This window comes from Limimaricola sp. G21655-S1, assembly GCF_027213785.1.
GTDB lineage: Bacteria > Pseudomonadota > Alphaproteobacteria > Rhodobacterales > Rhodobacteraceae > Limimaricola.
In genome coordinates, this window is sequence record NZ_JAPWGO010000001.1 from 123,751 (window position 1) to 146,198 (window position 22,448).

The window sequence follows — 22,448 nt, forward strand, 5'->3', positions numbered from 1 at the left end:
CGGTCGTCTTGCGTATTTGAAGAACAAAGTCACGAAGGGCACGCGCCATGACTGTCTATTTCATCGGGGCCGGGCCGGGCGATCCGGAGCTTCTGACCCTCAAGGCGGCGCGGCTGATCGCGGCCTGCCCGGTCTGTCTCTACGCGGGCTCGCTGGTGCCCGAAGAGGTGGTGGCGGGCGCGCCCGCCGGCGCGCGGGTCATGGACACGGCGCCGATGACGCTGGACGAGACCCATGCCGAGATCAAGGCGGCCCATGCGCGGGGCGAGGACGTGGCGCGGGTGCATTCGGGCGACCCCTCGCTCTATGGCGCCATCGCCGAGCAGATCCGCCGGCTGAAGGCGGACGGTATCGCCTACGAGATCGTGCCGGGCGTGCCCGCCTACACCGCCGCCGCCGCTGCGCTGGGGCAGGAGCTGACCATTCCCGAACTGGCGCAGTCCATCGTCCTGACCCGCATGTCGATGAAATCGACCTCCATGCCCGCGGGAGAGACGCTCGAGAACTTCGCCGCCACCGGCACCACGCTGGCGATCCATCTCGGCATCCGGGCGCTCAGGGATATCGAGCGGCGGCTGACGCCGTTCTATGGCGCGGATTGCCCGGTCGCCGTGGTCTATCGTGCCAGCTGGCCCGATCAGTTGGTGATCCGCGGCACGCTCTCGGACATCCATGCGAAGGTGCGCGCGGCCAAGCTGACCCGTACCGCGCTGATCCTGGTGGGACCGGCGCTGGGGGCCGGGCAGGGCTTTCCCGACAGCGCGCTCTACGATCCGGCGCAGCCGCATGTGCTGCGTCCGAAAGCACGCGCCTGACCGGGAATTTTCCGGGAACGTCGCTTGAATTTCACACTCTTCTGCGCAGGATGGAGTCAGGGGAGAACGCGAGATGACCGAATATCTGACGAAGGATCTGCAGGACGCCATGGAAGCCGCGCGTCGCGCCGCGCAACGCCGCTCGGGGCGGCTGTGCATCCACGACGCGGGCGAGGTGCATCAGGTGCTGCGCATGTGGGAGGACGGCTTCGCTCTCGCGGCCAAGGACGCGCCGATCCTGCATGGCTTCGTCGATCTCTATGACGGGCCGCGCCATCTCTACCAATGCCTCGTCATGACCAGCCGCGTCGAGGAGGGCGAGCGGATCTACGAGTTCAAGCGCCACAGCCGCGTCGCCGACACCGCACCCGTCGATTTCGAGCGGACCGAGGACGAGCCGCCGCTGCGGCTGCCCCCGTCCTGAGCCTCACTGCAGGTCGGCAAAGGCCGATTTCAGCCGCGCCACCGCCTCGGCGACCCGGGCGCGCGGGGTCGCGATGTTGAACCGCTGGAAGCTCTCGCCGCCGAGGCCGAAGCTGGTGCCGTGGTTCACCGCGATCTTCGCCTCGCCCTCGATCCGCGCCAGCACCTCCTCGCGCGTCATGCCGGTGCCCGAGAAATCCACCCATTCCAGATAGGTGGATTCGAGCGGCATCGGCCTGAGGCCCGGAATCGCCGCGACTCCCTCCTCGAACAGCCGCCGGTTGCCATCGAGATAGCGCCGCAGCGCCTCCAGCCACTCGACCCCGTCGGGCGACATCGCCGCCGTCGCCATGGCGAGGCCGAAGCTGTTGGGCGACAGCCCCAGCGCGCCCATCCGGGCCGCGAAGCGGGCCTTCAGCTTCGGGTCGGAGACGACGACGTTGCCGATATGCGCGCCGGCGATGTTGAAGGTCTTGGTCGTCGCGGTCAGCATCAGCAGCCGGTCGGCCACGCCGTCGATCCGGGTCATCGCGGTATGGGTCACGCCCGGCATGGTCAGGTCGCAATGGATCTCGTCCGAGACGAGGATCAGGTCATGGCGCCGCGCGAACTCGGCCCAGCCCTCCAGCTCGGCCCGGTTCCAGACCCGGCCGCCGGGATTTTGCGGCGAGCAGAGGATCATCATCCTCTCGCGCCCGGTCATCATCGCGTCCCAGGCTTCGAAATCGGGGACGTAGCGCCCCTCGTCCAGCGCCAAGGGGCATTCGACCACCTGCCGCCCGGCCGCACGGATCACCCGTGCGAAGGCGTGGTAGACCGGGGTGAACAGCACCACCCCCTCGCCCGGTTCGGTGAAGGCGTCGACGCAAAGGCCGGTGGCGTTGACGAGGCCATGGGTGGTGAAGATGTCGCCCGGATCGGGGCGCCAGCCGTGGCGGCGGTCCATCCACCAGCCGATCGCCTCGCGCTGCGCCGCGTCCGAGGCGGCGTAGCCGTAGACGCCATGCGCCGCCATTTCCTCGACCGCGCGCTGCACGCAGGCGGGAGGACGGAAATCCATGTCCGCCACCCACATCGCCAGACCCTCGTCGGGGCTGACGCCATAGACCGGCTCCATCATGTCCCACTTGGAGCAATTGGTGCCGCGACGGTCGATGATCTCGTCGAAATCGGGGGCGGTCTGGTGGTCGGGGCTCATGGCGGTCTCCTGCGTCTCGAGCCGAGAGGCTGCACAGGCCGGGCCGCGAGCGCAAGGGGCGGCGATGTTGCAAGGCGCGCCGCTTGGCCCTAGATCGGCGCCATGACATTGCGCCCCATCCTGATCCATCCCGACCCGCGTCTCAAGACCGTGGCCGATCCCGTCGCCTCCATCACCGACGAGATCCGGCGGCTGGCCGACGACATGCTCGAAACCATGTACGACGCCCCCGGCATCGGCCTCGCCGCGCCGCAGATCGGCCAGATGAGCCGTCTGCTGGTGATGGACGCCACCAAGGAGGACGAGGGTGCGCCCCGGCCCATGGTGCTGGTGAACCCGACCGTTACTTGGGCCTCGGAGGCCCGTTCGGTCTACGAGGAGGGTTGCCTCTCGATCCCCGAGCAGTTCGCCGAGGTCGAGCGCCCTGCCGAGGTCGAGGTGCAATGGCTCGGGCTCGACGGAAAGACCCATGCCGAGCGGTTCGACGGGCTTTGGGCGACCTGCGTGCAACACGAGATCGATCATCTCGATGGCAAGCTCTTCATCGATTACCTCAAGCCGATGAAGCGGCAGATGATCACCCGCAAGATGGTCAAGCTCAAGCGCGAGCGGGCGCGCGGCTGATGGCCGTGCTCGACATCGTCCGGCATCCGGCCCCGGTGCTGCGCGCGACCTGCGTCCCGGTGGTGCGGTTCGACGCCACCCTGTCGCAACTTGCCGCAGACATGATCGAGACGATGTACGACGCGCCGGGCCGCGGCCTCGCGGCGCCGCAGGTCGGTCTGCCGATGCGGATCTTCGTCACCGACGTGGCGTGGCGCGACGGCGATCCGGCGCCCAAGGTCTTCGTGAACCCCGAACTGGTGGAGGCCTCCGAGGAGACGGCGCTGCGCGAGGAAGGCTGCCTGTCGATCCCCGACACGTCGTGCCGGGTCCGCCGTCCCGTGCGCGTCAGGCTGCGCTGGCAGGACCTGACCGGTCTCGGCCACGAGGCCGCGTTCGAAGGCATCGAAGCGACCTGCGTGCAGCACGAGCTCGACCATCTCGACGGCATCCTGTGCATCGATCGCCACGAAGAGGACACCTCCGAATGACCCGCCCCTTCCTGCGCTGGCCGCATCCGACGCTGCGCAAGCCCGCGGCTCCCGTGGAGGCGATCACCGACGAGATCCGTGTCCTCTGGGACGAGATGATCGAGGCCATGGACGCGATGCCCGGCGTCGGTCTCGCCGCGCCGCAGATCGGCGTGTCGCTGCGGCTCGCCGTGGTCGATGCCTCGGACGGGCGCGGGCAGGCGGTGCGGATGGCCAACCCCGAGATCCTGCATGCGAGCGTGCAGCTGCGCGAGCACGAGGAAGCCTCGCCGAACCTGCCCGGCGTTTCGGCGGTGATCTCGCGGCCGCGCGCGGTCACCGCGCGGTTCCTCAATGCCGAGGGGGAGATCGAGGAGCGCGATTTCGTCGGGCTCTGGGCGACCTCGCTGCAGCACCAGATCGATCATCTGGAGGGGCGCATGTATTTCGACCGGCTGAGCCGGCTCAAGCGCGACCGGCTGGTTGCCAAGGCGAGGAAGCTCTCCTGATGCGGGTCGTGTTCATGGGCACCCCCGACTTCTCGGTCCATGCGCTCGACGCGCTGCTCCGCGCGGGCCACGAGATCGCCTGCGTCTATACCCAGCCGCCGCGCCCCGCAGGTCGCGGCAAGAAGCCCCGGCCCAGCGCGGTGCAGGCCCGGGCCGAGGAATTGGGGCTGGAGGTGCGGCACCCGGTATCGCTCAGGGGCGAAGAGGAGCAGGCGGCCTTCGCCGCGCTGAACGCCGATGTCGCGGTGGTCGTGGCCTACGGGCTGATCCTGCCGCAGCCGATCCTCGATGCACCCGCGCGGGGCTGTTTGAACATACACGCCTCTCTGCTGCCGCGCTGGCGCGGGGCGGCGCCGATCCAGCGCGCGATCATGGAGGGCGATACCGAGACGGGCGTCTGCATCATGCAGATGGAAGCCGGGCTCGACACCGGTCCGGTGCTGATGCGCGAGGCGACGCCGATCGGCCCCACGGACACCGCCTCGGACCTGCATGACCGGTTGGCCAGCATGGGCGGGCGCCTCGTCGTCGAGACGCTGCGCGACCTCGACGATCTTCGCCCCGAGCCACAGCCGCATGACGGCGTCACCTATGCCGCCAAGATCGACAAGGCCGAGGCGCGGATCGACTGGACCCGCTCCGCCGCCCATGTCGCGCGGCAGGTCAACGCGCTCTCGCCCTTTCCGGGCGCGTGGTGCATGGCCGAAGGCGAGCGGCTCAAGATCCTGCGCGCCGCCGCCGGGCCGGGCGAGGGCACGCCGGGGATGGTGATCGGCGAGGGTGTCGTGGCCTGCGGCGATGGCGCGGTCGAGTTCATCGAGATCCAGCGCGAGGGCAAGCGTCCGCTGCCCCTCGCCGAAGCGATCAGGGGACGGGCTCTGCCGGATCGGCTCGACTGACCGGCGGCCCGCGCGAGGCGAGCGTCGGTTTCGCGTATTAGCGGAAAGATGAAGCGGATCGGCGCCTGACGATCAGCCGCGCGCCATAGGGGACATGGCGGGCGAGCCAGATCAGGTCGGGGCGCGCGAAGGCGATGCAGCCTTCGGTCGGATAGCCCGGGCGGCGGCGCTGATGCAGGAAGATGGCCGAGCCGGCTCCCGGTGCGCCACCCTCGTTCCAGTCCGTGACCAGCACGATGTCGTAGAGCGGGTCGGCGCGGCGCAGCACCTCGTGGCTCGCGGGGTAGGGCGCGCGGACATGGCTGTTATAGGCGGGATCGCCGCTTGCGTCCGACCACAGGTCGCCGGGCAGGATCGGCTCGGCCCATGGCTGGGGCGCGGTCAGCCGGTCGGGGCGGTAGAACATGCCGGTGATCCGGTGCTCGCCCACCGGCGTCGCGCCGTCGCCCTCGCGCTTGTCGCGGCGAATGCCGCCCTTGCCGATCGAGCAGGGGAGATGCCGGCCCAGCACCCGCAGGCCGCGGCGGGTCAGGACGAGATCGGCGGGAGAATGGATCACAGCAGGTGCCCCGACTTGGCCGCCTTGGTGGCGAGGTAATGGTGATTGTGCAGGCCCCGGCCGACTTTGAGCGGCACCCGCTCCTCCACCGCGATCCCGGCCTCGTTCATCCGCGCGACCTTGTTGGGGTTGTTGGTCAGCAGGCGGATGCGCGAAAAGCCCAGCCGCTTCAGGATCTCGGCGCCGATCCGGAAGTCTCGCTCGTCATCTTCGAAGCCGAGCCGATGGTTCGCCTCGACCGTGTCGAAGCCCTGATCCTGCAAGCTATAGGCCCGCATCTTGTTGGCGAGGCCGATGCCGCGTCCCTCCTGGTTGAGGTAGAGCAGCACGCCTTCGCCGGCCTCGCCCATCTGGTCGAGCGCCGCTTTCAGTTGCGGGCCGCAGTCGCATTTGAGCGAACCCAGCACGTCGCCGGTGAAGCAGGCCGAGTGCAGCCGCACCAGCGGCGCCGTGTCGCGCAGCGGTTTGCCGATCTCGACCGCGTAATGCTCCTCGCCGCCATCGCCGGGGCGGAACACGTGCAGCCGGCCCTTCTCCGCCGCCTCCATCGGCAGCCGGGCAGCGGCGACCGGGGCATAGGCCGGCGTCAGCGCCGGCGGCAGCGGCAGGTCGAGCCGGGTCAGCTCGTTCGCCGCCGCGAAGCCCGCCGCATCATCGAGTGGCAGCACCAGCGCCGCCGGCAGCAGTCGCGCTGCCTTGACCAGCGCGATCGCCGCGCGGTGTGTCTCGGCCGAGCCCTCGCGCAGGGTCTTCAGCGGCCCCTTCATCGGGGTGTTCAGGTCGCCCGCCGGATCGGCCACCGCCCGCAGCCAGCCGCAATCGGCATCCGCCGGCAGCGCCACCCGCGCCAGATCGCCGTCATAGGCCCGCGCGCGTAGCGTCGTGGCGCGCCGCCCGGTGATCGCCAGCACCGGCGCCCCGCCCATCCTCCGCAGATCGGCCAGCCGGTCGGGCCCCGCCGTCTCGGCCGCGAGCACGAGAGCCCCCTTGTCCTGACCCAAGACCACCGGCACGCCGAGGCGAAGATCGGCCAGGGCGCGGGCGCGGCGCTCGACGGGATCGGGGCGAAAGGGCATGTTCGCATCCTTGCGGAAGGCCGGGCGACCCCGGCGCGGGAGGCGACTGTAACATTTCCCCCGGGCGCGACAACTCGGCGTGAGAGATTGCCACGAAACTTGAGCCACACGTGATCGTTACACATCTGTGGAGCCGGAAGGTCATGGAGGCGTCGATATGGCACAAGTGAAGAAGATCCTGCTGGTGGATGACGAAGACGACCTGCGCGAGGCGCTGAGCGAACAGCTCGTCATGACCGAGGATTTCGACGTCTTCGAAGCCGGAAACGGCCACGAAGCGATGGCGCAGGTGAAGGCCGGGCTGTTCGACCTGGTGATCCTCGATGTCGGCCTGCCCGATACCGATGGCCGCGAGCTGTGCCGGGTCATGCGCAAGCAGGGCGTGAAGTGCCCGATCCTGATCCTGACCGGCCATGACAGCGACAGCGACACCATCCTCGGCCTCGACGCCGGCGCCAACGACTACATCACCAAGCCGTTCAAGTTCCCGGTTCTGCTGGCACGGATCCGGGCGCAACTGCGCACCCACGAGCAATCCGAGGACGCGGTGTTCCAGCTTGGGCCCTACAGCTTCCGCCCGGCGCAGAAGCTGCTCGTGGCAGAGGATGATCGCAAGATCCGGCTGACCGAGAAGGAAACCAACATCCTCAAGTTCCTGTATCGGGCCTCCGAGGGGGTGGTGCCGCGCGACGTGCTGCTGCACGAGGTCTGGGGCTACAATGCCGGCGTGACCACGCACACGCTCGAAACCCACATTTACCGGCTGCGCCAGAAGATCGAACCCGATCCCTCGAACGCGCGGCTTCTGGTCACGGAATCGGGGGGATACCGGCTCGTGGCCTGAGCGCGGCGGGAACCGATCCCGAGGCCGCGCGTTGCCATGCCGAAGCCCCCGTGGCGGGGTTGCGCCACATACCTCCCTGTTGGACTTGGCCGGGCCCGGTGCCCGGCTTTTTTCTGCGCAATCGAAGGGTCTTGGAGGAATTCCGGTCGCGCCGGCGTGAGCGGGGCGAAACGCCTCTGGGGTCGGCGCAGCCGAGGGGCTAGGCTGGTCCTGTACCGACAGGAGTTGCCGATGTCCGTTTTCCGCCCCCTCGCTTTCGCCACCGCGTTGATCCCGCTTCTCGGCACCGCCGCTCTGGCCGAGACCGAGACGCTGCGGGTGCGCAACCGCTCGGGGGTGGATCTGGTGCGGCTCTTCGCCTCTCCGGTGACGGACCAGTACTGGCGCGACGACCTGCTGGGCGAATATGTCGTACCGTCGGGAAGCAATGCCGACGTTACCATCCGCAACGTGTCGGAATGCCTCTACGACCTGCTGATGATGTTCTCGGACGGCGCCGTGGTGCCCGACCGCGTCGATGTCTGCGCGGCCGAAAGCTATACGATTCAGCCCTGAGCCGCGCTGTCCGAGCGTGAGCCCGCCGCGCCGGGGGCGGGTGGCCTTCGGCGCCGCGAGGGGCTAGGCAGGCCCGGCCCGACAGCCGGAGACCGCGCATGCCCTTCACGCTTTGCACCTGGAACATCAACTCGGTCCGCCTGCGCGAGACGCTTGTGACCCGCCTTCTGCAGGAGGAGGGGCCCGACGTTCTGTGCCTGCAGGAATGCAAGAGCCCGGTCGAGAAGATCCCGCTCGAGGCGTTCCGCGCGCTGGGCTACGACCACATGATCGCGCGCGGCCAGAAGGGCTATAACGGTGTCGCCATCCTCTCGCGTCTGCCGATCGAGGAGGTCTGCGCGCATGATCATGCGCAGCTCGGCCATGCCCGCCATATCGCCGGGCGTCTGGAAAACGGCGTGACGATCCACAATTTCTATGTCCCCGCGGGCGGTGACGAGCCGGATCGCGAGAAGAACGAGAAGTTCGGCCAGAAGCTCGATTACCTCACCCATATGCGCGATGATTTTCACGCCAACCGGCCCGAGCGGGCGATCCTCGTGGGCGATCTCAACATCGCCCCGCGCGAGGACGACGTCTGGAGCCACAAGCAGCTCCTGAAGGTGGTCAGCCACACGCCGGTCGAGGTCGAGCACCTCGCACAGGTGCAGGACAGCGGCGATTGGGTCGACGTGACCCGGCAGGACATCCCTGAGGGCCAGCTCTATTCCTGGTGGTCCTACCGCGCCAAGGACTGGGAGGCGGCGGATCGCGGACGCAGGCTCGATCATGTCTGGGCCACCTCCGACATCGCCAAGGCGGGGCATGGCAGCCGGATTCTGAAATCGGCACGCGGCTGGTACAAACCCTCGGACCACGCCCCGGTCTTCGCCACCTTCGACCTCTAGGGCTTGGCGCGGCGCGTCTCCGCGCACATATACTCACCTCTGAACATTGCCCGCACAGGGCCGCAAACAGCAGCAGGAGCTTCACATGCTCGGTCTCAACGACAGCGCCCCCGCCGCCCCCAAGGACGACCTGATCCGCGAGGGCTCCGACGCCACCTTCATGCAGGACGTGGTCGAGACCTCGAAGACCGTGCCGGTGATCGTCGATTTCTGGGCGCCGTGGTGCGGGCCGTGCAAGACGCTGGGCCCGGCGCTCGAGGCGGCCGTGACCAAGGCCGGCGGCAAGGTGAAGATGGTCAAGATCGACGTCGATCGGAACCAGGCCTATGCGGGCCAGCTGCAGGTGCAGTCGATCCCCACCGTCTATGCCTTCTGGCAGGGTCAGCCGGTCGACGGCTTCCAGGGCGCGCTGCCCGGATCGGAAATCGACAAGTTCGTGCAGAAGCTCGTCGCTCTGGGCGGCGGCGAAGAGGATGGCGGCCTGTCGGAGGCGATCGAGGCGGCCGAGGCGATGCTGGACGAGGGCGACGCCACCGGCGCGGCCGAGGTGTTCGGCGCGATCCTGCAGGAGGATGGCAAGAACGCCGCCGCCTATGCCGGCCTGGTGCGCGCGCATCTGGCGCTGGATCAGGTCGAGCAGGCCGAAGCGATCCTCAACGGTGCCCCGGCCGAGATCGCCCGGACGCCCGAACTGGACGCGGCGCATGCGCAGATCGCGCTGGCCAAGCAGGCCAGCAATGCCGGTCCCGTGACCGAGCTGCGTGGCCGGGTCGAGGCCGAGCCGGGCGACCTGCAGGCGCGTTACGACCTCGCCACGGCGCTGCATGCCAAGGGCGAGACCGCCGAGGCGGTGGAGCAGCTTCTGGAGATCTTCCGCCGCGACCGCGAGTGGAACGAGGGCGCGGCCAAGACCCAGCTCTTCACCATTTTCGAAGCGCTGCCCGCAAAGGATCCGATCGCGCTCGCGGGTCGGCGCAAGCTCTCATCGATGATATTTGCCTGAGGGGCGCGGCAGGCTAGGTCGCCTTTCATGATCACTGGCGCGGACCTCCCCGATACTATTCCGGTCTTCCCGCTTCCGGGGGCGCTGCTCTTGCCGCGCGCCCGGCTGCCGCTGCACATTTTCGAGCCGCGCTACCTCGCCATGGTCGAGGACGTGATGAAGACGCCGGAGCGGCTGATCGGGATGATCCAGCCCTACGAGACCCCGCCGGGCGAGATGCGGCTGCACGACATCGGATGCGCCGGGCGGCTCACCGCCTTTTCCGAGACCGAGGACGGCCGCTACATGATCACCCTTGCGGGAGTGTCGCGTTTCAGGATCCGCCGTGAGGTCGAGGGCTTCACGCCCTATCGCCGCTGCGCCGTGAACTGGTCCGGCTTCGAGCGCGACCGCGGCGCGGTCGAGGCCGACCCGGGCATGCGGCGGGAGCCGTTCCTGAAGCTGCTCGCCCGCTTCTTCGACGAGCAGGGGCTCCAGACCGACTGGGAGAACCTGCGCGAAGCCGAGGACGAGTTGCTGATCAATTCGCTCTCGATGCTGTGCCCCTTCGATTGCGAGGAGCGTCAGGCGCTGCTCGAGGCGCCGGACCTGCCGGGCCGGCGCGAGACATTGGTGACGCTGATCGAGTTCGCCCTGCGCGGCGGCTCGGGCGAGGAAAGAATGCAATGAGCGACGATCCGAACCTGCCCCCCGACACGCCGCCCCGGCCGGTGCCGCCGATCGACCCGCTGCCCGATCCCGAGCCGGACCCGCGCGCGGGCCGGGCCGCCTTCGACCGGCGCATGCTCGAGGCGCTGGTCTGCCCGCAGACCCAAGCCCCGCTCAGCTACGATGCCGAGCGACAGGAGCTGGTGAGCCGGGCCGCCAATCTCGCCTATCCGATCCGGGGCGGCATCCCGGTGATGCTGGCCGACGAAGCGCGCCCGCTCGACTGAGCCTCTCGTGCCTCAGCGCATCAGTGGCGGCAATTCCCCGGTCAGCCCCGCCGCCTCGCGGATCATCGCGCGGCGCAGCGGCGCCACGGCGTTGATCGCGCCGAGCCCGGCATCGCGTGCCAGCCGCAGCAGCGGGTTGTCGTTCGAGAACAGCCGCGTGGTGAGATCGGTCGTGGCGGCCAGCACCGTGGTGTCGAAGCGCCGCCACCGGGCATAGCGATCGAGCACGAGGGCGCTGCCCGCATCTTCGCCATGCTTGCGGGCCTCGCCCAGCACCTCGGCCAGCGCCGCGACGTCGCGCAGCCCGGCATTCAAGCCCTGACCCGCGACCGGGTGCAACCCGTGCGCCGCGTCCCCCACAAGCGCCACGCGCCGGGCGGTGAAACGCTCCGCGAGGCTGAGACCCAGCGGAAACAGCCCGCGGCTGCCCACGAGACCGATCTCGCCCAGGAAATTGCCAAAGGCGGGACGCAGCGCGTCGAGAAACTCAGCCTCGGGCATCGCCGCGAGGCGCTCGGCGCGCGGGGTGCGCTCGCTCCAGACCAGCGAGCTGCGCCGGCCGGTCAACGGCAGGATCGCCAGCGGCCCGCCGGGCATGAAGAACTGGTGCGCGATGCCCTTGTGCGGCAATTCGTGCTCGACCGCGCAGGTCACCGCGCTCTGGCCATAGCCCCAGCCATTGCGCCTGATCCCGACCCGCGCGGCGGTGCCGCTGGCGCGGCCGTCGCAGCCCACGAGCAGCCCGGCGCGCAGCACCTCGCCCGAATCGAGCGTGATAGACACTCCGCCCGCCGAGGCCTCCTGCGCCACCACTCTGGCCGGGGCGCGCAGAGTGACGCCTTGCGTCGCCTTCAGCGCGCCGGCGAGAGCCGATCGCAGGTGCCGGTCCTCGACCATGTGGCCCATCGGGCCGTCCTCGATCTCCGCCGAATCGAAGTGCAGCCACCAGGCGGAGGGACCTTCGCCGGCGCGCCCGTCGGTGACCTTGATCTCGGCCATCTCCTGCGCCTGCGGCGCCAGCTGATCCCACAGGCCGAGCCGCGCCAGCATCCGCCGCGAGCTTGCGGCGATGGCATAGGCGCGCCCGTCGAAGCGGGCGAGGCGGGCCGGCGGGGCGGCCGCGTCCACGAGGGTCACCGAGAGCCCGGCCCGGGCGAGGGCGAGGGCGAGCACCGGGCCGTTGAGGCCGCCGCCCGCGATGAGGATGTCGCTGTTTTGGTCCATGCGGCTGACTATGGGGCGGGGGGCGGGATTGTCCATGCGCCCCGGCGCCGCTAGCCTCGCGCCCGATCGAGGCGGGATATGGCGGAGGCGGCGATGGACGAATGGCGGCGGATGGGCGCGGCGGCTCTTGGGCGCGGCATCGCGGCGGGCGACATCGACCCGGTCGCGCTGGCCCAGAGCTTTCTCGACGCGGCCGAGGCGCATCCCGACGCCGCGCGGATCTATGCCCGGCTGACGCCCGAGCGGGCCATGACCGAGGCCGAGGCGGCGCGTGAAAGGGCCCGTATCGGGCGCAGGCGCGGCCCGCTCGACGGGGTGCCGGTGAGCTGGAAGGATCTGTTCGACAGCGTCGGCGTGGCGACCGAGGCGGGCACCCGGCTGATGGCGGGCCGCGTGCCCGACCGCGACGCCGAGGTGCTGGCGCGCGCCAGCGCCGCTGGGCTGGTCTGCCTCGGCAAGACCCACATGACCGAAATCGCCTTCTCGGGGCTCGGGATCAACCCGCGCACCGCGACGCCACCCAACATCTTCGACCCGGAGGCCGCGCCCGGCGGCTCGTCCTCCGGCGCGGCGGCCTCGGTGGCGCACGGGCTGGCGCCGCTGGCCATCGGCTCCGACACCGGCGGTTCGGTGCGGGTGCCGTCGGTCTGGAACGGACTCGTCGGGCTCAAGCCGACCCACGGGGCGCTGCCGCTCGCGGGCGCGGTGCCGCTCTGCGCGCGATTCGATACCATCGGTCCGCTGGCGCGCAGCGTCGAGGACGCCAATCTCGCCCTCGCGGCGCTGGGCGGCCCCTCGGCCGATCTGCGCGGGGCCGGGCTCGAGGGCCGGCGGCTTCTGGTGATCGACACGGTGGTGATGGAGGGGCTGGAGCCTGCCGTGTCGCGCAGCTTCGATGCGGCGCTCTCGCGGCTCGACAGCGCTGGCGCCGTGATCACGCGCCGCGCGCATCCGGCGCTGGAGGAGGCCTATGACCTGTCGGGCGCGCTCTATACCGCCGAGGCCTGGGCCTGGTGGCGCGAGCGGATCGAGGCCGACAGGGATGCGCTCTACCCGCCGATTCTCGACCGGGTCAGCGCGGGGCAGGGGGTGTCGGCCGCTGACTGGATCGCCGGCTGGGACCGCCTGCACGCGCTGCGTCGCGATTTCCGGGCCGCGACGGCGGGGTTCGACGCGGTGATCTGCCCGGGCGTGGCGATCATGCCTCCCAAGGTCGCGCCGCTTCTCGAAGACGCCGAGGCGTTCCGTCTTACCAACCTCAAGACCTTGCGGAACACGCGGCTGGCCAACCTGATGGGGCTATGCTCGGCGGCGCTGCCCTTCGGCGATCCGGGCTGCGGGCTGTTGCTCAACGGCGCGGCGGGGCGGGACGCGGCGCTGTGGCGTCTCGCGGCGGCGGTCGAGGCGGCCCTCGCCTGACAGGGGCCTGACCCGAAAGACACATGCGGGGCGAGCAGGGGGCGAAAGCTGGACATCGTCCTGCCCGCGCGGGTAGTTTCGTGGCAAGAGGGGCACTGGCATGACCCCCGTTCATGAGGCAGCGATGGATTTCCCCGATCGGTTCTCGGACCTACCGGAATACGCGTTCCCGCGTCTGCGGAGCCTGCTTGATTCGCACAAGCCGGGTGGCGCGCCGCTCGCCATGACCATCGGCGAGCCGCAGCACCCCTATCCGGACTGGGTCGGCCCCACCATCGCCGAGGCGGCGGCGGGATTCGGCAAGTACCCGGTCAACGAGGGCTCGGAGATGCTCTTGGGGGCGATCTCCGGCTGGATCTCGCGGCGCTATGCCATCACCGTGGCGCCCGAGCGGCTGCTGGCCCTCAATGGGACGCGAGAGGGGCTCTACAACGCCGCCATGGCGCTGTGCCCCGAGGCCAAGGGCGGACAGGCGCCGCTGGTGCTGATGCCGAACCCGTTCTACCAGGTCTATGCGGTGGCCGCGCTTTCCGTGGGTGCCGAGCCGCGCTATCTGCCCGCCACCCACGGGACCGGCTTCCTGCCGGATCTGGACGCCATCGCGCGCGAGACGCTGGACCGCACCGCGATCTTCTATCTCTGCTCGCCCTCGAACCCCCAGGGCGCGGTGGCCACGGAAGCCTATCTCCAGCGGCTGCTGGAACTGGCCGAGCGCCATGATTTCCGGGTCTTCGCCGACGAGTGCTATTCCGAGATCTGGCGCGAGACGCCGCCACCGGGCGCGCTGGCCGTCGCCGCAGCAATGGGCGCGGACCCTGAGCGTCTGGTGGTGTTCAACTCCCTGTCCAAGCGGTCGAACCTGCCGGGCCTGCGGGCGGGCTTCGCCGCGGGCGGCCCGGAATCGATTCGCCGGATGCGGCAGCTGCGCAACTATGCGGGCGCGCCGCTGCCGCTGCCCCTGCAGGCGGTGGCCGCGAAGGCGTGGTCGGACGAAGCGCATGTGGTCGAGAACCGTGCGCTCTATGCCGCGAAATACGACATCGCTGACGCGGTACTGGGCGATGTCCCGGGCTATACGGCGCCGGAGGCGGGGTTCTTTTTGTGGCTGCCGGTCACGGATGGCGAGGCGGCGGCGCTGAAGGCATGGCGCGAGACGGGGGTGCGGGTGCTGCCCGGCGCCTATCTCGGGCGTGACGTGAACGGAGAAAATCCCGGCAAGGGATATGTCAGGGTCGCCATGGTGGCCCCGGCCAACGAGATGCAGCGCGGGCTCGAGACGCTTCGCGACTGTCTCTACGACTGAGAGGACGAGGCGAGATGGCGTATCAGACGCGGGGGCGCGAACCGCTCTTCGACAGTAACACGCAGGCGGCGCTGGAAAAGCGCGGCAAGGAGTTGCTCGGACTTGTGCTGATCGCCCTGGGGCTGATGGTCGCGATGATGATCGGCTCCTACAGCCCCGACGATCCGAACTGGATGCTGGCCTCGGACGCGCCGGTGCAGAACTGGCTGGGGCGTTTCGGCGCCTCGGTGGCGCAGCCCATCGTGATGATCGTCGGGCGCGGCGCATGGATGCTGCCGCTTGTGTTCCTGACCTGGGGTGCGCGGCTGACGCTGCATCGGGGCGAGGACCGGGCGATGTCGCGGCTGATGTTCGCGCCGATCGTCGTGGCGCTGGCCGCGGTCTTCGCCGCGACGCTGACGCCGCCCGATGGCTGGAGCCACAATTTCGGCCTCGGCGGCCTGTTCGGCGATACGGTGCTGGGACTGCTGCTCACGGTGCTGCCCTTCGGCCCGGGGCTCGGGGTGAACCTGCTGGCGCTGCTGCTTGGCGCGGGCACGCTGGCGGCGGGAGCCTACGTCACCGGCTTTACCCGCGAGGAAACGCAAGGCCTCTGGCGGCTGATTCTCCTGGGGCTGGTGCTCGCCTATGCGCTGGGTCTGCGGCTGATGGGGCGCGGCGCCACGGTTTCGATGCGTGCCGCCGAGGTGCTGCGCGCCCGGATCGGCGACGAGATCGAGGCGCGGCGCGAGCAGATGCGCCGCGATGCGGCGTTCGCCGCCGAAGAAGAGGCCGCCGCCCGCGCGGTGCCCGAGCCGGACCAGACCCAACGCGTCGCCGCCGTGGTGCGCGCCCATGCCGCCAAGCGCATGGCCAGCATCAGCGCCGCCGCCCGGCCCGCTGCTCCGGAGGCCGAGGAGGATGAAACCCTGATCGAGGACAGCGCGCCGGCGCGGCGCATGCCGCCAGCAGTTACCCGGGTCATGCCTCGCCAGCCCGCGCCCGTTCCTCCCGCGCCGCCGATGACGGAAGAGACGGGTTGGGCCGAAGATGGCTGGTCCGACGATGAGCAGGCCCGGGCCGACTGGCCCGAAAACGATTGGTCCGAGCCCGCGCCTGCCGCGCAGGACGTGGCTCCGGCGCGGCGACTGCCGCCGGCGCCCCCGGGCACGCTCGCCGCGCCGCCGCGCCCGGCGCGCACCGAGGAACCCTCCGGCGGGCTGCTGTCGCGGATGCCGCAGCTGCTGCGTCGGACCGAGCCACGCGAGACGCCGCCCGCTGCCCCGGTCGAGCCGCCGCTCACCGCGCAGGCCGCGGCCGAGCGTCCCGCCGATGACGACCGGATCCGCTCGCGCATTTCTGACGCGATCCGCGCGCGCACCGGGCAGAACACGATGCCGCCGTTCCAGCATGGCCGGATCGAGCCCTCGCTGACCCGTGGCCGTGGGCCCAAACCGCTGATGATCAACAAGACGCCGCGCGCCGTGGCCGGCGCCGGGCTTGCCGCTGCCGGGGCCGGTCTTGCCGCCGCCGGGCAGGCGCTCGCGGGACAGGCGCTTGGCGGTGCTCGGGCGGATGGGGCCCCGGCACCCCGGGTCGAGCCGCCGCTGGCTCGCGATACGGTGCGACCCGATCCGTTCGGCGCCATGCCCGAGCCGCAGCCGGTCGAGGCGGGCGATGACGTGGCCTATGACGCGACCGCCGGATGGGCCGAAGAGGCCGCGCCGCAGGACGACTGGACGCAAGTGCCCGAGCAGGCGCTCGAGGCGGAACCGCATCAGGACTGGGACCGGCCCGCCGAACCGCTATGGGCGGATGAAGCCGAAGAGCCGGTCGAGGCCGAGGATTGGCAGGAGCCGGAGGCCGCGATCTCCGCCCCCGTCGCGCCACAGCGCCCGGCCGAGCCGCCGCTCACCGCGCGCCGCGAACCTGCCGCACCGGCCCGTACGCCCGCACCCGCACCCGCACCCGCGGCCCCGCCGCTTGCCGCGCACCGCGCCGAGCCCGTCGCCACGCGTCAGGCTGCCCCCCAGGGTCCGGCCGCCGAGATCGCGCGCGCCGCGCCGCAGCCCGCGCCGGTGGCGCCGCCGAGCCAGCCCGCCACGCCGCAGGTCGCCTATCCCGAATACGAATACCCGCCGCTCGACCTGCTGATGGACCCCGCCGCGATCGAGCGGCACCACCTGCCGGACGCGCAGCTCGAAGAGAACGCGCGCCAGCTCGAAAGCGTGCTCGAGGATTACGGCGTCAAGGGCGAGATCGTCTCGGTCCGCCCCGGCCCCGTGGTCACCATGTACGAGCTGGAGCCCGCCCCGGGTCTCAAGGCCAGCCGCGTCATCGGCCTCGCCGACGATATCGCGCGCTCGATGTCGGCGCTCTCGGCGCGGGTCTCGACCGTGCCGGGCCGCTCGGTGATCGGCATCGAACTACCCAATGCCAAGCGCGAGATGGTGGCGCTGCGCGAGATCCTCACCGCGCGGGATTACGGCGACAACCAGATGAAGCTGCCGCTGGCGCTCGGCAAGGATATCGGCGGCGAGCCGGTGATCGCCAACCTCGCCAAGATGCCGCACCTTCTGATCGCCGGTACCACCGGCTCGGGCAAGTCGGTGGCGATCAACACGATGATCCTGTCGCTGCTCTACAAGCTCACGCCCGAGGAGTGCCGGCTGATCATGATCGACCCGAAGATGCTGGAACTCAGCGTCTATGACGGCATCCCGCATCTGCTCTCTCCCGTGGTCACCGACCCCAAGAAGGCGGTCGTCGCCCTGAAATGGGTCGTGGGCGAGATGGAGGAGCGCTATCGCAAGATGTCGAAGATGGGCGTACGCAACATCGACGGCTACAATGGCCGGGTTCGCGACGCTCTGTCCAAGGGCGAGATGTTCTCGCGCACGGTGCAGACGGGCTTCGACGAGGAGACGGGCGACCCGATCTTCGAGACCGACGAGTTCCAGCCCGAGGTGCTGCCCTACATCGTCGTCATCGTCGACGAGATGGCCGATCTGATGATGGTGGCAGGCAAGGAGATCGAAGCCTGCATCCAGCGCCTCGCGCAGATGGCGCGGGCGTCGGGCATCCACCTGATCATGGCGACGCAGCGGCCTTCGGTCGACGTCATCACCGGCACCATCAAGGCCAACTTCCCGACCCGGATCTCCTTCTCGGTCACCTCGAAGATCGACAGCCGCACGATCCTCGGCGAACAGGGCGCCGAGCAGCTCCTCGGCATGGGCGACATGCTCTACATGGCGGGCGGCTCCAAGATCACCCGCGTGCACGGGCCGTTCTGCTCGGACGAGGAGGTCGAGGAGATCGTGACCTACCTCAAGGGCTTCGGCCCGCCCGATTACGTGGGCGGCGTGGTCGAGGGCCCGGACGAGGACAAGAGCTCGGACATCGACGCGGTGCTGGGCCTCGCAGGGGGCGGCTCCTCGACCTCCGGCTCCGACAGCGAAGACGCGCTCTACGACCAGGCGGTGCAGATCGTCGCCAAGGACCGCAAATGCTCGACCTCCTACATCCAGCGCAAGCTGGCGATCGGCTACAACAAGGCCGCGAGGCTGGTCGAACAGATGGAGGATCAGGGCGTGGTCTCCTCCGCGAACCATGTCGGCAAGCGCGAAGTGCTGGTGCCCGAGGTCCACTGACATCGCCGCGAGCCCTCCGTGAGGGGGCCATGCGCATAGAATTTTCAATGGGTTAAGCCCCCTGCCCCGCCGGGCGGGGGGCTTTTTCTTGGCGTGGTCATCGGCTGGCGGCGCGCGCGATATCGCCTAGCGGCGGACAATCCGGCAGACCGACCCTATATCGAGTGCCAAGGCGCCCCTGCTGTCCATTCGGGGCCACGACATGAAGGACCACGCGAGACATGACCATGATCCGACGCAGCTTCCTCGCCTCGCTCGCCGCGGCCGCCACGCTGGCGGTCACCACCGGGCCGGCCTTTGCACGCCAGCTCTCGCTGGGCGAGATCTCGAACTATCTCAACCAGCTCCAGTCGGCGACCGCGGGCTTCACCCAGATCAATGGCGACGGCTCGATCAAGACCGGTACGATGTATATCAAGCGGCCCGGGCGGATCCGCTTCGAATACGCGGGCGACCGTTCGATGATGATCGCCGGCGGCGGCCAGGTCGCGGTGTTCGACGCCCGCTCTAACACCGGGCCCGAGCGCTACCCGCTGAACCAGACGCCGCTCAACATCATCCTCGAGCGCAACGTCAATCTCGGCCGGGCGGGCATGGTGACGGGGCACAGCTCCGACGGCACCAAGACCACGGTAACCGCGCAGGACCCGGCGCATCCCGAGTACGGCTCGATCCAGATGGTGTTCACCGCCGATCCGGTGGAGCTGCGCCAGTGGATCGTCACCGACAATGCCGGGCAGAAGACCACCGTGGTGCTCAACGACCTGCGGCCGGGTGCGGGCATCTCGGACGCGAAGTTCAACATCCGCTCCGAGATGTCGAGGTGGTGACGAGCCACGCCTGAACCCTCTCGGGGCCGCCGGTCATCCGACCGGCGGCCCTTTTCGTCGTGGTCAGTTGGTCTGGCCGCGCGGATCGTCGGCGGGATCGAGGTAGGTCACCGCGAACGGCCCCTCGCCATTGATCTGAATCACGGTCTCGCCCTCGGCCATCGCCCGGTGCGGGTGGTCGGGGGGGATCATGATGAAGCCGCCAGCCGCGACCGGCTGCGGCTCGGCCGTGGCGGGGTCCTCGCCATGGGCGAAGAGCAGGGTGCCGGAGATCACCGTCACGTGCTCCGCGGTGGGGTGGGTGTGTGGCGGTACCGCGAAGCCGTCTGGAAAGCGTAACCGCACCACGAAGGGGCCGGCCTCCATCGGGTTGCCGCTCAGCACTGCGAGTTCGGCACCCTCGGGCAGGGTGGGCGGCCCGGCGCCCCATTCAAGCATATCCGGCGCCATCGATTTCGCCATGTCGTCCATGCCGAAGGCCATGGAGCCAGTCAGGGCGAGGACAAGGGCAATGCCCCCGCCGCGCCACGGGTGATCTGGGAATCGAAACATGTCGAGTATCTCCCATGATCGGGCCGCAACTCGGCCCGTGCCGCAAGGTAGGCTTCGCGGCCCGAGTCGCACAGCTCCCCGAAGGGACTGCATCGGCCTGCCGCACAAGGAAAGGGCGGCCCTAAGGCCGCCCGCATCCGTGGTTCAGCGCTTGCCGCAGGCGCGCAGCTGGCTGTCGTAGAGCAGCGTGCGCCGCGCGAGCGCGTCGGAGACGTTGATCAGCCAACCCTTGGACTTCCAGGTGCCGCGCCGGTAGCCCGCGCGGCCGTCGTGATAGGCGAGGTACTGGTTGCGCGTGTCGTAGAGCGGAATGCCCAGCTCGCGCTGGGTGCCGTTCATGTACCAGCCCATGAAGTTGGTGGCATGGCGGATGTCGTCGCGCTTGTGGCGCCAGCCGCCTTCCTGCTCCATGTATTCCTCCCAGGTGCCGTCCAGGGCCTGGCTGTAGCCATAGGCCGAGGATTGACGGCCCACCGGGATCACGCCGAGCTTCCACTGGAACGGGGTGCGCGCGTTGCCGACGAATTTGCTCTCCTGGTAGATGATCGCCATCTGGACCGGGACCGGCACGCCCCATTTGCGCTCGGTCGCCTTGAAGGCGCGAAGATAGTCGGGATGCTGGCGCACGATGCTGCAGGCGTCGTCCAGCTCGCGCGGGGCGGCGAAGTCGCGCGGCCCGCATCCGGCCAGGACGGCCAACAGAATCATGGCGCGAAAGAGTCTGCTCATCTGCCCCTCGCAAGTGCTCGTTTTTTTGCGAGCCTAGCCGAAGCCGAGCCGCCGTGGAACAGGGCAGGGTAGATCAAGCGATCACGATTGCCAGTATGAGCGGCAAAGCGATCACCGACAGCAACGTGGATGTGACCACCAGACCCGCCACGGCCTGCGCGTCGGAGCCATATTTCTCGGCCAGCAGGTAGGAGGTCACCGCCACCGGGGTCGAAATCTGCAATACCAGTACCGCGAAGGCCACCGGCGGCAGGCCGAACCACAGCCCCAGCCCCACCGCCACGCCGGCGCAGAGCGCGATCTTGGTAGCCGAGAGTCCGGTCGAAAGCGCCAGCGTGCCGGGCCTGAGGCGCGCCACCGCGACGCCCAGCGTGATCAGCATCAATGGAATCGCCATCTGGCCCACCAGCTCCAGCGTGTTGGTGACCACCTGCGGCGTCTGCCAGCCGCGCCACAGGAACAGCGCACCCAGCACCGTGCCCCAGACCAGCGGTTCGCGCAGCACCCGGCCCAGCGATCCGCGCCCCGCCACCAGCCAGATGCCGAAGGTGAAGGAGCCGATCGCCATCACCGCGAAGACCACGACCGCGTAGCCCAGCCCCTCCTGTCCGAAGGCGAAGAGCGCCAGCGGCAGGCCGAGATTGCCGGTATTGCCGAAGATCAGCGGCGCGAGATAGGTCGGCATGTCGAGCCGCATCACCGCCAGGAGCGCCGCGAGGAGCGCCGCCAGCACCGCGTAGCTGAGCGCGGCGGCGAGCGAGAGGGTGGCCAGCGCCGAGGGGTCGATCTCGGTCTGCATCAGCGCCACGAAGATCAGGCAGGGCACTGAGATGGTCATCGCCATGCGGCTGACGAAGGGCACGTCATAGGCGAGGCCGAGTCGCACCCAGACGAAGCCGATCGTGGCGAGGGCGAAGACCGGCGCGGTGATCTCCAGCACTGTCAGAACAAGGTTCACGGACTGTTTCTCCCCCACTTGACCGCCCCGCATGGACCTGTGAGGGGCTTTGCGGGTATTACTGGTGGAAAGGACGGTCTGCCATGCTGAAGTCGCGCGCGAAATATTCACTGGGTCAGGTGGTCCGCCATCGCAAGCACCCGTTCCGGGGCGTGATCTTCGATGTCGACGCGATCTTCTCGAACACCGAGGAATGGTACCAGTCGATCCCCGAGGACAGCCGCCCGGCCAAGCAGCAGCCCTATTATCACCTGCTCGCAGAGAACGCGCAGAGCTACTACGTGGCCTATGTGAGCGAGCAGAACCTCGTCGCCGACTATTCCGGCGAGCCGGTCGATCACCCCGATCTGGACGATCTCTTCGGCCCCTTCGAGGACGGGCATTATCCCCTGCAGGTGGATCTCAACTAGGGCGCGCCGTCAAAGGGTTGCGCGGGCCGCGCCGCTCGTTACACCTGTTGGATCGCCTCAGCGGGAGCCCCTCATGACGACGACCACATTGCCTTTCGACGAGTTGCGCGCGCGTATCCTCGCCTTGACCGAGGGGGAAACCGACGAGATCGCGCTGATGGCGACCATCGCCTGCGAGTTGCACCATGCCGATGACCGCTTCGACTGGACCGGTTTCTACCGGGTGACGGCGCCGGGCCTTCTCAAGATCGGGCCCTATCAAGGCGGCCATGGCTGCCTGACCATTCCCTTCGACCGCGGCGTCTGCGGCGCCGCCGCGCGCAGCGGGAAGACCCAGCTCGTGCCGGATGTCGAGGCGTTCCCGGGCCATATCGCCTGCGCGGCCTCGACCCGCTCGGAACTGGTGATTCCCCTGCGCGATTCGCAGGGCGAGGTCTTTGCGGTGCTCGACATCGACAGCGACCAACCGGATGCCTTCGACGCAGAGGATGCCGAACGCTTGGAAGCGCTCATGAAAACCGTGTTCTTTGGACATCAGCGCGCCGCGCGCGGTTGAATCGTGTTGCGGTGTGCCTCGCCTTGGTAGAGAAGGCGCCGTGCCCTGTACTAAAGGCC

At 69.3% G+C, this 22,448-nt stretch carries 25 protein-coding genes; 18 read left to right on the forward strand and 7 right to left on the reverse strand.

What is annotated here, in order from left to right:
• Window positions 1-47: 47 nt before the first annotated feature.
• Together cobM and O4G76_RS00660 are read left to right on the forward strand one after the other, a co-directional pair.
• Window positions 48-815, forward strand: coding sequence for a precorrin-4 C(11)-methyltransferase (gene cobM, locus O4G76_RS00655; protein ID WP_269395531.1), 768 nt, complete (start codon window positions 48-50; stop codon window positions 813-815).
• Between the two features lie 73 nt (window positions 816-888).
• Complete coding sequence (locus O4G76_RS00660) at window positions 889-1,239, forward strand: hypothetical protein (RefSeq protein WP_269395532.1); 351 nt, start codon at window positions 889-891, stop codon at window positions 1,237-1,239.
• A gap of 3 nt (window positions 1,240-1,242) precedes the next feature.
• Here the strand turns inward: O4G76_RS00660 and O4G76_RS00665 are convergent, their stop codons facing one another.
• The gene (locus O4G76_RS00665; RefSeq protein ID WP_269395533.1) at window positions 1,243-2,436 is read right to left on the reverse strand and encodes a MalY/PatB family protein; all 1,194 of its coding nucleotides are present in this window, start codon (window positions 2,434-2,436) and stop codon (window positions 1,243-1,245) included.
• A gap of 102 nt (window positions 2,437-2,538) precedes the next feature.
• Here O4G76_RS00665 and def (O4G76_RS00670) point away from each other — a divergent pair, with 102 nt between their 5' ends.
• From def (O4G76_RS00670) to fmt, 4 genes are read left to right on the forward strand one after another with little or no spacing between them, the layout of a single operon-like run.
• Window positions 2,539-3,060 carry a peptide deformylase gene (gene def, locus O4G76_RS00670; protein ID WP_269395534.1) on the forward strand — a complete coding sequence of 174 codons (522 nt, stop codon included), beginning with the start codon at window positions 2,539-2,541 and terminating at the stop codon, window positions 3,058-3,060.
• Window positions 3,060-3,530, forward strand: coding sequence for a peptide deformylase (def, locus tag O4G76_RS00675; RefSeq protein WP_269395535.1), 471 nt, complete (start codon window positions 3,060-3,062; stop codon window positions 3,528-3,530). The genes def (O4G76_RS00670) and def (O4G76_RS00675) overlap by 1 nt, the downstream gene beginning before the upstream one ends.
• On the forward strand, window positions 3,527-4,018 hold the full coding sequence (gene def / locus O4G76_RS00680) for a peptide deformylase (protein ID WP_269395536.1): 492 nt from the start codon (window positions 3,527-3,529) through the stop codon (window positions 4,016-4,018). Before def (O4G76_RS00675) ends, def (O4G76_RS00680) begins: the two co-directional genes overlap by 4 nt.
• Window positions 4,018-4,917: a methionyl-tRNA formyltransferase gene (gene fmt, locus O4G76_RS00685; RefSeq protein WP_269395537.1), complete on the forward strand. Its 900-nt coding sequence runs from the start codon at window positions 4,018-4,020 to the stop codon at window positions 4,915-4,917. Before def (O4G76_RS00680) ends, fmt begins: the two co-directional genes overlap by 1 nt.
• 37 nt (window positions 4,918-4,954) lie before the next feature.
• Here fmt and O4G76_RS00690 read toward each other — a convergent pair whose 3' ends face one another.
• Both O4G76_RS00690 and ribA read right to left on the reverse strand, forming a co-directional pair.
• Window positions 4,955-5,476: a L,D-transpeptidase family protein gene (locus tag O4G76_RS00690; protein WP_269395538.1), complete on the reverse strand. Its 522-nt coding sequence runs from the start codon at window positions 5,474-5,476 to the stop codon at window positions 4,955-4,957.
• Window positions 5,473-6,552, reverse strand: a complete 1,080-nt coding sequence (gene ribA / locus O4G76_RS00695; protein WP_269395539.1) for a GTP cyclohydrolase II — start codon at window positions 6,550-6,552, stop codon at window positions 5,473-5,475. Before ribA ends, O4G76_RS00690 begins: the two co-directional genes overlap by 4 nt.
• Before the next feature lie 157 nt (window positions 6,553-6,709).
• Between ribA and O4G76_RS00700 the strand changes: the two genes are divergently transcribed.
• The 6 genes from O4G76_RS00700 (at window position 6,710) to O4G76_RS00725 (ending at window position 10,776) form a co-directional block, all read left to right on the forward strand.
• Complete coding sequence (locus O4G76_RS00700) at window positions 6,710-7,396, forward strand: response regulator transcription factor (protein WP_085895029.1); 687 nt, start codon at window positions 6,710-6,712, stop codon at window positions 7,394-7,396.
• A gap of 231 nt (window positions 7,397-7,627) precedes the next feature.
• The gene (locus tag O4G76_RS00705; protein ID WP_269395540.1) at window positions 7,628-7,951 is read left to right on the forward strand and encodes a hypothetical protein; all 324 of its coding nucleotides are present in this window, start codon (window positions 7,628-7,630) and stop codon (window positions 7,949-7,951) included.
• Between the two features lie 98 nt (window positions 7,952-8,049).
• Window positions 8,050-8,838, forward strand: coding sequence for an exodeoxyribonuclease III (locus O4G76_RS00710; protein ID WP_269395541.1), 789 nt, complete (start codon window positions 8,050-8,052; stop codon window positions 8,836-8,838).
• 85 nt (window positions 8,839-8,923) lie between these two features.
• The gene (trxA, locus tag O4G76_RS00715; protein ID WP_269395542.1) at window positions 8,924-9,841 is read left to right on the forward strand and encodes a thioredoxin; all 918 of its coding nucleotides are present in this window, start codon (window positions 8,924-8,926) and stop codon (window positions 9,839-9,841) included.
• Window positions 9,842-9,868: 27 nt separating this feature from the next.
• Window positions 9,869-10,510, forward strand: coding sequence for an LON peptidase substrate-binding domain-containing protein (locus tag O4G76_RS00720; protein WP_269395543.1), 642 nt, complete (start codon window positions 9,869-9,871; stop codon window positions 10,508-10,510).
• Between the two features lie 113 nt (window positions 10,511-10,623).
• Entirely contained in the window at window positions 10,624-10,776 is a 153-nt protein-coding gene (locus tag O4G76_RS00725; RefSeq protein WP_106534991.1) for a Trm112 family protein, read from the forward strand.
• 12 nt (window positions 10,777-10,788) lie between these two features.
• Here O4G76_RS00725 and O4G76_RS00730 read toward each other — a convergent pair whose 3' ends face one another.
• Window positions 10,789-12,000 (reverse strand): UbiH/UbiF/VisC/COQ6 family ubiquinone biosynthesis hydroxylase, encoded by a 1,212-nt coding sequence (locus O4G76_RS00730; RefSeq protein ID WP_269395544.1) that lies wholly within the window; start codon window positions 11,998-12,000, stop codon window positions 10,789-10,791.
• A 93-nt stretch (window positions 12,001-12,093) separates the two neighbouring features.
• On the opposite strand from O4G76_RS00730, the gene O4G76_RS00735 reads away from it, so the two are divergent.
• The 4 genes from O4G76_RS00735 to O4G76_RS00750 all read left to right on the forward strand — a co-directional run bounded on the left by O4G76_RS00735 (window position 12,094) and on the right by O4G76_RS00750 (window position 19,184).
• A complete protein-coding gene (locus O4G76_RS00735; RefSeq protein WP_269395545.1) occupies window positions 12,094-13,419 on the forward strand; it encodes an amidase in 1,326 nt (441 codons plus the stop codon).
• Window positions 13,420-13,543: 124 nt separating this feature from the next.
• The gene (locus tag O4G76_RS00740) at window positions 13,544-14,722 is read left to right on the forward strand and encodes an aminotransferase class I/II-fold pyridoxal phosphate-dependent enzyme (RefSeq protein WP_269395818.1); all 1,179 of its coding nucleotides are present in this window, start codon (window positions 13,544-13,546) and stop codon (window positions 14,720-14,722) included.
• 14 nt (window positions 14,723-14,736) lie between these two features.
• Window positions 14,737-18,354, forward strand: a complete 3,618-nt coding sequence (locus O4G76_RS00745) for a DNA translocase FtsK 4TM domain-containing protein (RefSeq protein WP_269395546.1) — start codon at window positions 14,737-14,739, stop codon at window positions 18,352-18,354.
• Window positions 18,355-18,575: 221 nt separating this feature from the next.
• Entirely contained in the window at window positions 18,576-19,184 is a 609-nt protein-coding gene (locus O4G76_RS00750; protein ID WP_269395547.1) for an outer membrane lipoprotein carrier protein LolA, read from the forward strand.
• A 63-nt stretch (window positions 19,185-19,247) separates the two neighbouring features.
• Here the strand turns inward: O4G76_RS00750 and O4G76_RS00755 are convergent, their stop codons facing one another.
• From O4G76_RS00755 to O4G76_RS00765, 3 genes are all read right to left on the reverse strand, one after another.
• Window positions 19,248-19,736: a cupin domain-containing protein gene (locus tag O4G76_RS00755; protein WP_269395548.1), complete on the reverse strand. Its 489-nt coding sequence runs from the start codon at window positions 19,734-19,736 to the stop codon at window positions 19,248-19,250.
• Between the two features lie 144 nt (window positions 19,737-19,880).
• A complete protein-coding gene (locus tag O4G76_RS00760) occupies window positions 19,881-20,465 on the reverse strand; it encodes a transglycosylase SLT domain-containing protein (RefSeq protein WP_269395549.1) in 585 nt (194 codons plus the stop codon).
• Window positions 20,466-20,538: 73 nt separating this feature from the next.
• Entirely contained in the window at window positions 20,539-21,423 is an 885-nt protein-coding gene (locus O4G76_RS00765; protein ID WP_269395550.1) for an AEC family transporter, read from the reverse strand.
• A gap of 83 nt (window positions 21,424-21,506) precedes the next feature.
• Here O4G76_RS00765 and hspQ point away from each other — a divergent pair, with 83 nt between their 5' ends.
• A complete protein-coding gene (hspQ, locus tag O4G76_RS00770; RefSeq protein WP_085895016.1) occupies window positions 21,507-21,833 on the forward strand; it encodes a heat shock protein HspQ in 327 nt (108 codons plus the stop codon).
• A 73-nt stretch (window positions 21,834-21,906) separates the two neighbouring features.
• Window positions 21,907-22,389: a GAF domain-containing protein gene (locus O4G76_RS00775; protein WP_269395551.1), complete on the forward strand. Its 483-nt coding sequence runs from the start codon at window positions 21,907-21,909 to the stop codon at window positions 22,387-22,389.
• Window positions 22,390-22,448: the final 59 nt, after the last annotated feature.